This is a genomic window from Campylobacter concisus (assembly GCF_015229965.1).
Lineage (GTDB): Bacteria > Campylobacterota > Campylobacteria > Campylobacterales > Campylobacteraceae > Campylobacter_A > Campylobacter_A concisus_BD.
Map to the genome: position 1 here is coordinate 14425 of NZ_JAAKZB010000003.1, position 13580 is coordinate 28004.

A 13580-nucleotide genomic window follows, 5' to 3' on the forward strand; every position below is an offset into this window, starting at 1 on the left:
CTAGATCAAGTTTAAAACCTTTTGCAATTTGCCGCCAGTTAAATTTACCTTGCAAGTGACTTTTGCTACCAAACTAGTGGCTCATCGCTAATTTGCTAGCTTTTTTATTTCTTTTTCTAGGTTGCACTCGCGTTTTTTTGTTTTTTGCGTGACCGCTCAAAACCTATCTTAATGTCAGTTGCGATATTTAGCCTTTATACCTTCTAAATTTCACAAAACTAGCAAGTCTATCCATGCGCCAAATTTAGGCAAAATTTAGTAAAATCCTTAAAAAATTTAAAGGCAAAATATGTTTAATGGCTTAATCAGGGAGCTTGCCGAGGTCATTAGCTACTCGCAAAATGTTTTACGACTAAAGGCTAAATTTCGCCCAAATTTAGGCGACAGCATCGCAGTAAATGGCGCTTGCCTAAGCGTCATAAAACTATATGATGATGGCTTTAGCGTGGAGCTAAGCGCAGAGAGCAGGGCAAATGTCGCGGTTGAAAATTTAAGTGGCTTGGTGCATATCGAGCCAGCGATGAAGCTAGCAGAGCGCATAGATGGGCATTTGATGCAAGGACACATCGACTTTATCGGCGTGATCTCAGCTATAAAAAAGCATGAAAATGGCGTTGATTTTTACATAGACCTGCCACGTGAGGCGATGGCTCTGATGGCAAACAAGGGCTCGGTGGGCGTCGAGGGTGTGAGCCTTACGATAAATGAAATTTTGCCAAAGGGCATAAGGCTAACCATCATACCGATCACGTTTAGAGATAGCCTTTTTGGCACTTTCAAGGTTGGCAGACGCGTAAATATCGAGAGTGACCTGCTGGCTCGCTACGTGGCTAGGATGCTTGAAGCTAAGCAAAATGGCGGCCTTAGCTGGGACGAGGTCGAGAGAATTTCGAGCCTTTACTAAGCGAGCGAATATGCGTGAAAATTTAGAGATCGTTTTTGATAAAAATGGCATCACTGCTGGCTTTACAAACAGGCTTGGCGGCGTGAGTGAAGGTAAATTTAGCTCGCTAAATTTGGGCGATCACGTGGGTGATGAGCCAAGAGATGTCATCAAAAATAGAGAAATTTTGGCTAAAAATTTAGGCGTTAGGCAGCTTAAATTTATGAAGCAGATCCACTCGGACAAGGTTTTTGTCCTTGAAAATGAGCAGGACGAGCTGCCAGAGTGCGACGCTGTGATCACAAATTTAAGTGATGTGGGCATCTGCGTTTTGGTGGCTGACTGCTCGCCAGTCGTGATGATAGATGAGAGGCGGGGTGCCATTTGCGTGGCTCATGCGGGCAGAGCTGGCGTGATGCTAAAAATTTGCACAAAAGCAGTTATGCTTATGGGAGAGAAATTTGGCTCAAGAGCGGGTGACATCAGCGTCTTTGTCGGAGCAAATATAAAAGGCGGCTGCTACGAGGTGGGCGAGCTTGACCTTGGGGAATTTAACGCATATAAGATAGGTAGAAATTTTGATATGAACGCAGCCTTGAGAGATGAATTTAGCGCACTTGGGGTTAGAAATTTAAACTTTAGCGAAGTCTGCACGCACTGCGACGAGAGATATTTTTCATACCGAAGAGACGGCGTGTGCGGTAGATTTTGCGGATTTGCAGTGAAATTTAAGGATAAAAATGGGATATGAGAGCTTTAAAAATCCACTAGCGGCAAAAATAGCTCAAAACGCTAGAAATTTGGGCTTTGATCAGCTTATGAATGAAGAGTTTGTGCAGATGCTACTTAGCTCAAAAAAGATGGAGCTAAGCGCCTTGGATAGGGAAAATATCGAGCAAATTTTTATAAAACTGATGGAGATAGAAGAGAAAGTGCAACTCAGCAAATAAAGGAGAAAAGATGCTTTTACTTAAAAATGCTAATCTATACACGCCAAAATTTCTTGGCAAGCGCGATGTTTTGGTAGGTGGTGGTAAAATTTTAGCCATCGGCGAGGGGCTAAGCTTTAGCGTAGAAGGACTTGAAATTTACGACCTAAAGGGCAAAATTTTAGCTCCAGGCCTCATTGATCAGCACGTGCATATCACGGGTGGCGGCGGCGAGGCTGGATATCACTCAAGAACGCCTGAGATCACGCTTAGCCAGATCGTAAAATACGGCACTACGACGCTTGTTGGCGTTTTGGGGACTGATGGTGTGACTAGAAGCCTAGAAAATCTCTACTCCAAAGCAAAAGCGCTCGAGTTTGAGGGCATCTCGACCTTCATCCACACCGGCTCATACGCAAGCCCCTGTGTGACATTTACCGGCGACATCGCAAAGGATCTCATACTAATCGACAAAGTGATCGGCGTAAAGATCGCACTGACCGACAACCGCGGTAGCTACGTCTCAAAAGAGGAGCTCATCAAAATTCTAAGCAAGATACGCATAGGCGGCATGGTCTCTAAAAAAGGCGGCGTGCTTCACATGCACATGGGCGGACTGAGTGAGAAATTTGACAATGTCTTTAAGGTGATAAAAGACTACGAATTCCCAGTTCATTACTTCTCGCCGACACACTGCGCTAGGACGAAAGACCTGTTTAACGAGGCTTTGAAATTTCAAAAAATGGGCGGAAACGTCGATATCACAAGCGGCGGAAGTAAATTTGCCCCGCTTCACGAGGTGGTGGCTTATGGCGTTGAAAATGGGCTAAATTTAGAGCGCCTAACGATGAGCTCTGATGGCAACGGCAGCGTGCCTAAATTTAACGAAAATGGCGAGCTTGTCGGATATGGCTGTGCCTCATGTGCGTCAAATTTAGAGGTATTGCAAGCTTTGGTGAGAAATAAAATTTTAAAGATAGAAGATACCTTGGCTTTGATGAGCAAAAACGTGGCGAGATATCTAAATTTAAGCCAAAAAGGCGAGATAAAAGTTGGCAACGACGCTGATCTTTGTGTCTTTGACGAGGAGCTAAATTTATATGACGTGATCGCAAAAGGCGAGTTTTGCGTTAAAGACGAAAAGGTCGTTAAAAAAGGCTTTTTCGAGTAAATTTATGGAAATTTGAGCTTTATTTGTAGCTAAAAATATCTTTAAATTTAGCTTCAATAAAGCCAAGTTTCAATATAATCCAAGCTTTATTTCACACACGACAATCCTAAATTTGGTTGTGCGAAAGCATTAATGGTCGTGGAGGATAAAACTAAATTCAAGGCAAAATGCCTAAAACAAGGAGAAACTCATGGTAACTATGAGAGATTTATTAGAGTGTGGCGTACATTTTGGTCACCAAACACGCCGCTGGAACCCAAAGATGAAAAAATTTATCTTTGGCGAGAGAAAAGGTATCTATATTATAGATCTACAAAAGACTATCCGCTACTTCCGCTACACTTACAACATCGTTCGTGACGCAGCTGCTGAGGGCAAGTCAGTGCTATTTGTCGGTACTAAAAAACAAGCTATCGACGCTATAAAAGAGTACGCTGAAAAATGTGGAATGCCTTATGTAAATCACCGCTGGTTAGGTGGTATGATGACAAACTTCGGCACTATCCGCCAGTCTATCCGCAAACTAGAAGTTATCGAGGCTATGGAAGAAGATGGTTCGATAAATTTACTAACTAAAAAAGAGGCTTTGATGCTTCGCCGCAAAAAAGAGAAGCTTATAGCAACTCTTGGCGGTATACGCAATATGAAAAGCCTACCTGATATGATATTTGTTGTTGATACTGTCAAAGAAAAGATCGCTGTTCAAGAGGCAAATCGCCTAAAAATCCCAGTTGTAGCACCGATCGATACAAACTGCGATCCTGACGTTGTTGACTATCCGATCCCAGGAAATGACGATGCGATCCGCTCTGTTCAACTTTTCTGCCAAGAGATGGCTGAAGCGATCAACGAAGGTAAATCACTTCTTGAACAAGATGGTGGCGAGCAAGTTGCTGGCGAAGAAGTGAGCCAAGATGAGAAAGACGCGGTTGTAGCTGAGGCTATGAGCGAAGAAGACTTTGGCGAGGACGAAGAATAATGGAAATAACTGCACAAATGGTAAAAGAGCTCCGCGAATCAACCGGAGCTGGTATGATGGACTGCAAAAAGGCACTTGGCGAAGCAAATGGCGACATGGAAAAAGCTGTTGACATCCTTCGTGAAAAAGGCCTAGGCCAAGCTGCTAAAAAGGCTGACCGTCTTGCAAGCGAGGGCTTAGTAAGCGTTGAAGTTTGTTCAAAATGCAAAAAAGCAACTATCAGTGAGATCAACTCTGAGACCGACTTCGTTGCTAGAAACCCACAGTTTCAAGCACTTGCAAAAGACGCAACAGCTCACATCCAATCAAGCGGCATAAAAACAGTTGAAGAGCTAAATGCAAGCACTTTAAATGGTGTTAAATTTGAAGATTATTTCAAAACTCAGATCGCAACTATCGGTGAAAATCTTGTAGTGCGCCGCTTTGAGACTATTATTGCTGATGATAAAGGCGTGGTAAATGGCTATGTTCACTCAAATGGTCGTGTTGGTGTACTTATCGGTGCAGCTTGCGAAAGCGCAGAAGTTGCAAATAAAGCAGCTGATTTTATAAGAAATTTATGTATGCATGCAGCTGCTATGAAGCCAAGCGTTATAAGCTATAAAGACCTTGATAAAGATTTTGTTGAGAAAGAATTTATCGCACTTCGTGCTGAGCTTGAAAAAGAAAATGAAGAGCTAAAACGCCTAGGCAAGCCACTTCATCACATCCCTGAGTATGCTAGCCGCTGCCAGATAGGTGAGGCAGAGCTTGCAAAAGCTACAAAAGCGATCGAGGAAGAGCTAAAAGCTGAGGGAAAACCTGAGAAAATTTGGGACAAGATCATCCCTGGTAAGATCGAGAGATTTTACGCTGATAACACAGTGCTTGACCAACGCCTCACACTTTTAGGTCAGTTTTATGTAATGGACGATAAAAAGACTATCGAACAAGTTATCGAAGAAAAAAGCAAAGAGCTTGGCGGCAAGATCGAGATCGTAAAATACGTTCGTTTCGAGCTTGGCGAAGGCTTAGAGAAAAAAGTAGATGACTTTGCTGCAGAAGTTGCTGCTCAAATAGGCTAATGGAAATTTTAAGAGCGTCTAATCTAGGCTTTGCGTATGATTATACGCTCTTTAACAATATAAATTTAACTCTCAATCAAAAACAAAGCATCGCGATAACCGGCGTTAGCGGTTGTGGCAAATCAACGCTTTTACACATACTTTCAACACTCTTAAAACCAAATTTTGGCGAGGTCATCTACCAAGATAGATCGATCTATGAGCTTTCTCAAAACGAGCTTTTGGCCATTAGAAGGCTTCATTTTGGCATCATTTTCCAGTCGCACTATCTTTTTAAAGGTTTTAGCGCTTATGAAAATATCGAGCTTGCAAGCATCTTATCTGGCGAAAATATAGAAAAAAATGATCTTGAAGCACTTAAAATTTCAAGTGTGATAAATCAAAAAGTTGGAGAGCTAAGTGGCGGTCAGCAGCAGCGTGTCAGCATCGCTAGAGTACTTACTAAAAAGCCAAAGATCATCTTTGCAGACGAGCCAACGGGCAACCTTGATAAGCAAACAGCAAATGAAGTGATGCAAGTTTTATTTGACTATATAAATGAAAACAATGCTGCTCTTGTTCTAGTCACTCACGACAACGACCTAGCCGCAAAATGTGACAACTCATACAAGCTTGAGAACAAAGAGCTTGTGCAAATTTCTTAAAATTTAGCTTCAAATTTCTAAAAACTACCGCTTAAATTTAAAAAACAAAGTAAAATTTTGTAAAATTAGTAAAAAATTTAAAAGAGCAAAATGGAACTAGTAGAATTTTTTGGAGCCGATAAGACCATAGTTTTTATGCTTTTGTTTGCACGCCTAAGCGGTCTCATCGTCTTTTTTCCATTTTATTCGCACAATCAAATTCCTCTTAGCGTAAAAACGCTTTTAGTTTTTGTCCTTTGCGTCGTGCTTTTTCCTCTCTCAAAAGCTCATGCAAACTCTATAAATTTCTTAATCGGCGAGATCTTAGGCGAGGTCATGCTGGGTCTAAGTGCCGGACTTATGCTAACCATCATCTTTGCCACACTTCAAATGGCAGGCGAGCAAATCTCGATGGTCATGGGCTTTTCGATGGCGTCGGTGCTTGATCCGCAAACTGGCACAAACTCTCCAGTTATTGCAAACCTTATAAATTTCATCGCGCTACTAACATTTCTAGCCTTTGACGGTCACCATTTGCTCCTTCAGTTTTACGCTAGCTCGCTTGCTGTTATGCCGCTTGGTGACTTTTATCCACGACCTGGCATCATGAGCTATGCGATAAATTTATTTACAAATTTGTTTATGTTTGGCTTTATCATGTCATTTCCCATCATCGCCCTATCTTTGCTCTCAGACTCCATTTTTGGCATGCTCATGAAGACGATGCCGCAGTTTAACCTACTAGTCATCGGCTATCCTATCAAAGTGACGATCGGATTTTCCGTTTTGATAGCCATTTTAGCAGGCATTATGAAGATCATGAGCGACCTACTTTTAAAAGTGATAAATGATCTGCCGGCTCTGTTTTTTTAAGAAAATAGCAATGAAATTTATCATAGAATAGGCTTTTACTATTACAAGGAGGGATGATGAAAGTTGCTCTAATAAATAAAAATCCAGCAGTTTCACGTCTGATAACTTTAAGTCTGAATAAAATCGGTACCGAATATAGCGAATTTGAGGATCTAAATGGATTTGACGATGCTCAGTTTGACTTTATCATAATCGACAGTGACGTGGATAGTAGCGAGCTAGCTACAGATAAAAAGGTGATGTATCTAGCAAGTCGTGGCGAGAGCAAACCAGAATTTGCTACTTTGATGCTTGAAAAACCATTTTTACCGACTGAATTTATAAGTGTTTTTGAGCAAAATATCCCAAAAGATGAGCCAGTTGCCGAGCAAAATGCTAGTGAGCAGGGCGAAAGCGACTTTGGTGATTTTAGCGACGAGGCTATAAATTTTGACGAGATGTCAGGGTTTAAGCTGCCTGATATCGATACAAATTTAGAAAATTTCGCAGACCTTGATAAAGAGCTTTTAGAAAGCGGCATAGATAGCCCAAGCGATGAGATTAACGAGAGCGACTTGCAAGAGGAAAATGAAGCTAGCGATGTGGAGTCTTTAGAAGAGCTTGAGGACTTGCAAGAGCTTGCTAGCGAAGACCTTGCTGATGAGAGTGTGGATGAAGAGACTAGCGAAGTGATAAGTGATGCAAATGAGAGCGAAGAGAGCAAAGATGGCGATTTAGCAGAGCTTAGCGCGCTTGTCGATGAGATAGAAAATATGCCAGAAGAGTCTGAAGCAGATGAAGAGCTAAATAAAAATTTAGATGATATTATTAGCCAAAATGACGTTGCAGGCTTGGTTGATGATGAGAATACGGGTGGCGAGCTTGATGAGATAGATCAGAGTAAATTTGAGCTTAGTGAGATCGATTCACTTGATGAAGAGCTAAATAGCGAAGAGGCTGACGAAGAAAATAAAAATTTAGACGATACTGAGCTAGATGTTCAAAATTTAGAGCAAGAAGAGCTAAATTTAGACGAGCTAGCTAAATTTGATGATGAAGATAGCCTTGAAAATGAGATAAATTTGGAAGATGAGCCTAAAGATGAGGAGAATTTAGATGAGACTTCTAATGCTGATGAAGAGCAAATTCAAGTAGATGATGAAAAAGCAGAAGAGGATATAGAAGAAGAGGCTTTGGATGAAATTTCAAGCGAGGAGCTAGAAAATTTAGAGCCTAGCGAGAACACTTCTAACGAGATGCCAGTAGAAGAGCTAGAAGATGTGAGCGAGCCAGAAGCCAAAGAAGATCTAGGGCTCGCAGATGAAACTTTCGAAGAAGAAAATGCTCAAGAAGAAGACACGCAAAAAGAGAGCAAAGACGCGGCATCAAGTGAGTTAAATTTTGACGTGGCATCGATAGATGACATAGATGAAAACACGATGTTATCGGCATTTGGACTAAAAGATATGCCTCAAACAAGCTCAAAAAATAATGCAAAAGAAGACTACAAAGAAGAGCTAACTAAAAAGATCACAAAACACGTCCACGAGTCGCTAAATGAGAGCTCGCTAAGAGATGTGCTAAAAGATATGAATATCAAGATAAATATAAGTTTCGAGGAAAAGTAGTTGCAAGGACAAATTTTAGTAGTTTCGGGACCTAGTGGAAGCGGTAAAAGCACGCTTTTGGGCCGTCTTTTAAAGGAAGAGAAAGACCTATATTTTTCTATCTCAAGCACAACAAGAGCCAAAAGAGAAGGCGAAGTTGATGGGGTGGATTATTATTTTATAAAAGAAGATGAATTTAAAAGTGGCATAGAAAAGGGCGAGTTTTTAGAGTGGGCGCAGGTGCATAAAAACTACTATGGCACGAGCTTAAAGCCAGTTTTAGAGGCACTTGAGGCTGGTAAGATAGTGATATTTGACATCGATGTGCAGGGTTTTCACATCGCACTTGAGAAATTTAAAAGCTACATCACTTCAGTTTTTATCACAACTGCAAATAAAAAAGAGCTAAAAAGGCGCTTGAAAAACCGCGGAACAGATAGCGACGAGACGATAGAAAACCGCTTAATGAACGCAGTTGGTGAGATGGAGCATATTTTAGAGTATGATTATTTTTTAGTAAATGATGATATAGAAAAGAGCTATAAAGGGCTAAAATCAATCCTTCGAGCGATGAGGTTAAAAAGTGCTAAGATAAACTTAAGAAACGTCATCGACGAGTGGATAGATTGTTAGAAATTCAGGAATTTATGATAATATTTTGAGAAAATTTGATAAGGAGAAAAGATGGGTTCTTTTAGTATTGGCCACTGGTTGATCGTTTTAGCGATCATTGTATTACTTTTTGGAGCAAAGAAGATCCCAGAGCTTGCGAAAGGACTAGGCAAAGGCATAAAGACTTTTAAGGCTGAGATGGAGGATACAACCCCTGAAAAGAGCGAAAAAGTCGAGCATAAAGAAGAGAGTGCTACTAGTCAAAAGATAGAAGAAACAGCTAAAAACGCGTAGGTTTTAGAGTTGAAAGATAAAGTAAAAGCTGAAATTTTAAAGGTTTTAGAGCGAGAATTTGTGCTTGAAAAGCCAAAGGATAAAAATTTAGCCCACTATGCAACGCCACTTTTTAGCCTCGCAAAAGAGCTAAGAAAGTCTCCAGCTATGATAGCTAGCGAGTTTGCTGATAAATTTAGTGATAGTAAGATAGTGGAAGCTAGCGCAGTAAATGGCTATTTAAATTTCAAGCTTAAGAGTGAATTTTTAGATGAAATTTCAAAGCAAATTTTGCTAGATAGTGAAAATTTTGCAAAAGAAGATGCGAAAAAAGATAGCTATTTAATAGAATACATCAGCGCAAATCCAACTGGACCGCTTCACATCGGACACGTTAGAGGCGCAGTTTATGGCGATACTTTAGCAAGGCTTGGCAAAAGACTTGGCTACGCTATCTCAACAGAATACTACATAAACGATGCGGGCAATCAAATAGATCTGCTTGGCACATCGATATCACTTGCGGCTAAAGAGCAGCTTTTTAACGAAAGTGTCGTCTATCCAGAGAAATATTACCGCGGGGATTATATTTTAGATATCGCTAAGCTTGCAAATGAGAAATTTGGCAAGGAAATTTTTTATGACGAGAGCAGAAACCTTGAACTTGCCGAGTTTGGCAAGGATATCGTGCTTGAGATCATCAAAAAAGACTTGGCTGATGTTGGGATATTTATAGAGAGCTGGGCTAGCGAAAAAGCTCTTTACGACCGCCTGGAGCCAACCATAAACAAGCTAAAACGCTCAAACCAAATGTATGAAAAAGAGGGCGCTATATATATCGCTTCTACCACACTTGGCGACGATAACGATAGGGTTGTGGTTAGAAATGACGGCAGACCGACATATTTAGCTGGCGATATCATCTATCATAACGCTAAATTTGAGAAAAATTTTGACCACTATATAAATATTTGGGGCGCGGATCACCACGGATATATCGCAAGGCTAAAGGCTGCGATAAATTTCCTTGGGTATGATGAAAACAGGCTTGAAGTGATACTTATGCAGATGGTTAGTCTGTTAAAAGAGGGTAAGCCATACAAAATGAGCAAGCGCGCTGGCAATGCCGTGCTGATGAGCGATATCGCGAGTGAGATCGGTGCTGAGGCACTTAGGTTTATCTTTATAAGCAAAGCAAACACGAGCAGTTTGGAATTTGACGTGGATGAGCTTAAAAAAGAGGATAGCTCAAACCCTATTTTTTATATAAATTACGCTCACGCTAGGATAAATCAGGTCTTTGCAAAGGCCGGAAAAAGCGTCAGTGACGTGATAAATGCAGACTTTGAGTGCCTAGATGAAAATGCCAAAAATTTACTTTTTGAAGCGCTTGTCTTGCCTGAAATTTTAGAAGATGCTTTTGCTTCAAGGCAGCTTCAAAAAATACCAGACTATCTAAAGTCACTAGCTGCTAGCTTTCATAAATTTTACAATGAAAACCGCGTGGTTGGAAATGAAAATGAAGATAGCTTGCTAAAAGTCTTTGCAGTCGTTGCTGTCTCGATAAAAACAGCATTTAATATAATGGGAATCACAGCTAAAGATAGGATGTAGCTTTATATCCACCAGACAAATTTAGTCAAAAAGAGATATATGGGTTTGACTAAATACCTCTTTTTTCAAATATAATTGCAATAGTTTTTGCTATGATCTTTATCTCCAGCCAAAGTGACCAGTGCTTTATGTAGTAAAGATCATACATCAGCTTTTGCTTGGCGTCGTGTGTGTTTGCTCCATAAGGGTAGTTTACCTGTGCCCAGCCAGTGATTCCAGGGCGGACGATGTGGCGTTCATTGTAGTAAGGGATCTTTTTTTCGTAGTCATGAACTAATATATCCCATTCTGTACGTGGTCCAATTAGGTGCATATCGCCGCGAAATACATTAATACATTGAGGTATTTCATCCATTCTAGTCTTGCGCATAAATTCGCCAAATTTAAATACTCTTGTGTCGTTTTTTTGCGTGTATGGGTTGTGTTCCGAGTTTTCATGCATCGTTCTAAATTTATAGCACTTAAATATTTTAGTATCCAGCCCAACCCTATTTTGCAAGAAGTAAAGACTACCAGGGGACTGCTCGTCTATCTTTTTCTTTACGTAAAATTTAAGCACAAAAAGTATCACAAGAAGCAGTGAGCAGCTTGCGTAGTCGATCACGCGTTTTAAGGCGTATTCAAAGGCATTGTAAGGCTTGATATCGTTTAAAAAGTTTAAATTTTCGCCATTTTCTGGGATGTAGCACTTTTGCAGATAAATTTCTAAAAAGCTCTCCACATTTAGAAATTTGATCTTTTTATACTTCGTCTTAAACTGCAAAAGCGTGAGAAATCTCACCAGCTTGCTATCAACGGGCTTTTGGGTATTTAGCACTATTAGCCTCTGATCGCCTGATTTTATGAGATTTTCTAGCGCACTTCGCAGGGCTTTTGCGTCGCTATTTTCAGGGGATAAAAAATTTACCTGGCCAAATTTCTTCCTAAGTTTCTCTAGCTCGAGTTTGGTGAAAGCATATTTTTCGCCAAGGATGATCATAGGCCTATCCCTTTATCTTTATTTTAAATTTGCATTATAAAATTCGTCTAATTATACCCAAACGTGCTAATTGCATTTTTAAAAAAAGAGTTAAGGTTAAAATATGTCTCATAAATTTCTCGCTGTGCTTGTTTTAGCGCTGATTTGCGGCGTTTCTTTTGCGCTCTCAAACACACTTTTGGCTAAATTTCACACCAGCCCGCTCATTATCTCTATCATTTTAGGCGCCATTTTTGCAAATCTTTTCACCAAGCAGACTCAAATTTTAAAAAGTAGTGGCGTCGTAGCGATCGCTGGGAAGCAAATTTTAAGGCTAGGCATCATACTTTTTGGCTTTAACATAAGCCTTAGCGAGATCGCAAGTGTCGGCACTCTAGGCGTTATATATGCAGCTTTTATGGTATTTGCGACCTTTTGCTTTGCGCTTTTTACCGCTAAAGCCTTGGGGCTTAGCAAGGATAGTGCCGTGCTCATTGGCTCAGGGGCAAGTATATGCGGTGCAGCTGCTGTTATGGCTACACAAAATGAGATAAAAGCAGACGCAAACAAGCTTGCTATCGCCATTTGCACGGTGGTGCTCTTTGGGACGATTGGCATGTTTATCTATCCATTTATCGCTAAATTTCTAGCTCTCACGCCACACCAAACTGGCTTTTTTATAGGCGGCTCACTTCACGAAGTAGCCCATGTAGTGGCAGCTTCAGCAGCATTTGATAGCACAGCAAGTAGCACCGCTGTCATCATAAAAATGCTTCGCGTCATCATGCTAGTGCCATTTTTGTTTTTGCTAAATTTCTTAAATTTAAGCCAAAATAGCGGCGGCTCAAAGCTAAAGAGCATACCATGGTTTGCGCTATTTTTCCTAGTGGCGATCTGCGTTAGATCTCTGCCATTTTTCCCTGAAAATTTGGTGGAGATTTTAAAGCTAGCCGCCAGCATCTGCCTTTGCGTCGCGATGTGTGCTTTGGGGTTTGGGATAGATAGAAGCATTTTTAAAGCGACGGGCAAAAAGCCATTTTTGCTAGCATTTTTTATATTTTTATGGCTTATTTGCTCATCGCTTGTGTTTGTTAAGACTCTTTGCTAGTTTTTAGCTTTTGCAAAAACTCTTCGATGTTGTATTTTGCTCTGTAAGCTGGGCTCAAAAGGTGTATCAAAATGTCGCCAAGGTCCATCACGATCCAATCAGGCGAGCTCTCCGTGCCTATAAATTTCTCCCCAAGAGGCTTAAGCTCCTCTTTTAGATCCTCAGCCAGCGAGTAAGCGTGCCTCTCGCCAAGCGTAGTAGCGATAACTACGGCCTTTACGAAATAATCATCTCCGCTCATATCAAACACTTGTATCTCTTCAGCCTTTTTTGCGTCTAAAACCTTAACTATACTTTCGGTGCGCTCTTGCATCGATCTCTCTTGCATCTTTAATCCTTGGTAAAAATTTATAATCTCATCTTTTATCTCGCTAGGCAGCTCATCAAGCCCTTTTTGGTGCCTGATCTGCGACGAGCTAACATCCACGTGCACGTCCATTTTTTGTAAATTACGTGGAATTTCTATGTGATTGCGTTTGGCGATCACAAACTGCACTAAATTTTTTAGCTCCTCATATCCGTGCCACTTATCAAGCGTAGCTAGGTGGTCCGCGCCTATTATGAGATAAAATTTCTCTATCTTAAATTTCTTATACAAATACTTAACCGTCTCTATGGTAGGCACTGGGCGAGCTAAATTTATCTCATAGTCTGAGATCTCGACCTTCTCTAGGCCGCCCCAAATTTCTCTTATCCACTTTAGGCGAAGCTCTGGCGGAGCTGAAAATTCGCTCTTAAAGGGACTTATAAAAGTTGGCATGATGATGAGCTTGTCGATGTCAAGGCCGCTTAGTGCCATTTTCACAATGCTATCGTGTCCTAAATGAACTGGATCAAAGCTCCCGCCAAAAAGTGCTAACTTCATCTATTAAAGTGCCTTGTTTATATTTGTTTTAAAATTCTTTTT

General features: G+C 40.8%; 15 protein-coding genes. 13 read left to right on the plus strand and 2 right to left on the minus strand.

Annotated elements, in window-relative coordinates:
* The first annotated feature begins 289 nt into the window (after nucleotides 1–289).
* From G6W43_RS02090 to argS, 12 genes are all read left to right on the plus strand, one after another.
* Nucleotides 290–904 (plus strand): riboflavin synthase, encoded by a 615-nt coding sequence (locus G6W43_RS02090; protein ID WP_194169029.1) that lies wholly within the window; start codon nucleotides 290–292, stop codon nucleotides 902–904.
* Nucleotides 905–914: 10 nt separating this feature from the next.
* Nucleotides 915–1634: a polyphenol oxidase family protein gene (locus tag G6W43_RS02095; RefSeq protein ID WP_107805183.1), complete on the plus strand. Its 720-nt coding sequence runs from the start codon at nucleotides 915–917 to the stop codon at nucleotides 1632–1634.
* The gene (locus tag G6W43_RS02100) at nucleotides 1624–1833 is read left to right on the plus strand and encodes an acetyltransferase (RefSeq protein WP_107805184.1); all 210 of its coding nucleotides are present in this window, start codon (nucleotides 1624–1626) and stop codon (nucleotides 1831–1833) included. Before G6W43_RS02095 ends, G6W43_RS02100 begins: the two co-directional genes overlap by 11 nt.
* Before the next feature lie 10 nt (nucleotides 1834–1843).
* Nucleotides 1844–2983: a beta-aspartyl-peptidase gene (gene iadA, locus G6W43_RS02105; protein ID WP_107805185.1), complete on the plus strand. Its 1140-nt coding sequence runs from the start codon at nucleotides 1844–1846 to the stop codon at nucleotides 2981–2983.
* A 190-nt stretch (nucleotides 2984–3173) separates the two neighbouring features.
* Nucleotides 3174–3962, plus strand: a complete 789-nt coding sequence (gene rpsB, locus G6W43_RS02110) for a 30S ribosomal protein S2 (protein ID WP_194169030.1) — start codon at nucleotides 3174–3176, stop codon at nucleotides 3960–3962.
* Nucleotides 3962–5026: a translation elongation factor Ts gene (tsf, locus tag G6W43_RS02115; protein WP_084109562.1), complete on the plus strand. Its 1065-nt coding sequence runs from the start codon at nucleotides 3962–3964 to the stop codon at nucleotides 5024–5026. Before rpsB ends, tsf begins: the two co-directional genes overlap by 1 nt.
* Nucleotides 5026–5670 (plus strand): ABC transporter ATP-binding protein, encoded by a 645-nt coding sequence (locus G6W43_RS02120; RefSeq protein ID WP_002941236.1) that lies wholly within the window; start codon nucleotides 5026–5028, stop codon nucleotides 5668–5670. The genes tsf and G6W43_RS02120 overlap by 1 nt, the downstream gene beginning before the upstream one ends.
* A 90-nt stretch (nucleotides 5671–5760) precedes the next feature.
* Nucleotides 5761–6522 (plus strand): flagellar biosynthetic protein FliR, encoded by a 762-nt coding sequence (gene fliR / locus G6W43_RS02125; protein WP_194169031.1) that lies wholly within the window; start codon nucleotides 5761–5763, stop codon nucleotides 6520–6522.
* Nucleotides 6523–6578: 56 nt separating this feature from the next.
* The gene (locus G6W43_RS02130; protein ID WP_103617527.1) at nucleotides 6579–8129 is read left to right on the plus strand and encodes a Highly acidic protein; all 1551 of its coding nucleotides are present in this window, start codon (nucleotides 6579–6581) and stop codon (nucleotides 8127–8129) included.
* Nucleotides 8130–8741, plus strand: coding sequence for a guanylate kinase (gmk, locus tag G6W43_RS02135; RefSeq protein ID WP_107964797.1), 612 nt, complete (start codon nucleotides 8130–8132; stop codon nucleotides 8739–8741).
* 51 nt (nucleotides 8742–8792) lie between these two features.
* Entirely contained in the window at nucleotides 8793–9014 is a 222-nt protein-coding gene (gene tatA / locus G6W43_RS02140) for a twin-arginine translocase TatA/TatE family subunit (RefSeq protein WP_194169032.1), read from the plus strand.
* A gap of 9 nt (nucleotides 9015–9023) precedes the next feature.
* Entirely contained in the window at nucleotides 9024–10607 is a 1584-nt protein-coding gene (gene argS / locus G6W43_RS02145; protein ID WP_103617530.1) for an arginine--tRNA ligase, read from the plus strand.
* A 49-nt stretch (nucleotides 10608–10656) separates the two neighbouring features.
* Here argS and G6W43_RS02150 read toward each other — a convergent pair whose 3' ends face one another.
* Nucleotides 10657–11586, minus strand: a complete 930-nt coding sequence (locus tag G6W43_RS02150) for a sugar transferase (RefSeq protein WP_149712078.1) — start codon at nucleotides 11584–11586, stop codon at nucleotides 10657–10659.
* Between the two features lie 103 nt (nucleotides 11587–11689).
* Here G6W43_RS02150 and G6W43_RS02155 point away from each other — a divergent pair, with 103 nt between their 5' ends.
* Nucleotides 11690–12673 carry a YeiH family protein gene (locus G6W43_RS02155; RefSeq protein WP_194169033.1) on the plus strand — a complete coding sequence of 328 codons (984 nt, stop codon included), beginning with the start codon at nucleotides 11690–11692 and terminating at the stop codon, nucleotides 12671–12673.
* On the opposite strand, the gene nadD is transcribed toward G6W43_RS02155, so the two are convergent.
* A complete protein-coding gene (nadD, locus tag G6W43_RS02160; protein WP_107697517.1) occupies nucleotides 12657–13538 on the minus strand; it encodes a nicotinate (nicotinamide) nucleotide adenylyltransferase in 882 nt (293 codons plus the stop codon). The genes G6W43_RS02155 and nadD overlap by 17 nt on opposite strands.
* Nucleotides 13539–13580: the final 42 nt, after the last annotated feature.

Bases quoted from the DNA above. Each gene is read 5' to 3' on its own strand.
- G6W43_RS02090 (WP_194169029.1), top strand. From the start codon at position 290: ATGTTTAATGGCTTAATCAGGGAGCTTGCCGAGGTCATTAGCTACTCG.
- G6W43_RS02095 (WP_107805183.1), top strand. From the start codon at position 915: ATGCGTGAAAATTTAGAGATCGTTTTTGATAAAAATGGCATCACTGCT.
- G6W43_RS02100 (WP_107805184.1), top strand. From the start codon at position 1,624: ATGGGATATGAGAGCTTTAAAAATCCACTAGCGGCAAAAATAGCTCAA.
- iadA (WP_107805185.1), top strand. From the start codon at position 1,844: ATGCTTTTACTTAAAAATGCTAATCTATACACGCCAAAATTTCTTGGC.
- rpsB (WP_194169030.1), top strand. From the start codon at position 3,174: ATGGTAACTATGAGAGATTTATTAGAGTGTGGCGTACATTTTGGTCAC.
- tsf (WP_084109562.1), top strand. From the start codon at position 3,962: ATGGAAATAACTGCACAAATGGTAAAAGAGCTCCGCGAATCAACCGGA.
- G6W43_RS02120 (WP_002941236.1), top strand. From the start codon at position 5,026: ATGGAAATTTTAAGAGCGTCTAATCTAGGCTTTGCGTATGATTATACG.
- fliR (WP_194169031.1), top strand. From the start codon at position 5,761: ATGGAACTAGTAGAATTTTTTGGAGCCGATAAGACCATAGTTTTTATG.
- G6W43_RS02130 (WP_103617527.1), top strand. From the start codon at position 6,579: ATGAAAGTTGCTCTAATAAATAAAAATCCAGCAGTTTCACGTCTGATA.
- tatA (WP_194169032.1), top strand. From the start codon at position 8,793: ATGGGTTCTTTTAGTATTGGCCACTGGTTGATCGTTTTAGCGATCATT.
- G6W43_RS02150 (WP_149712078.1), bottom strand. From the start codon at position 11,586: ATGATCATCCTTGGCGAAAAATATGCTTTCACCAAACTCGAGCTAGAG.
- G6W43_RS02155 (WP_194169033.1), top strand. From the start codon at position 11,690: ATGTCTCATAAATTTCTCGCTGTGCTTGTTTTAGCGCTGATTTGCGGC.
- nadD (WP_107697517.1), bottom strand. From the start codon at position 13,538: ATGAAGTTAGCACTTTTTGGCGGGAGCTTTGATCCAGTTCATTTAGGA.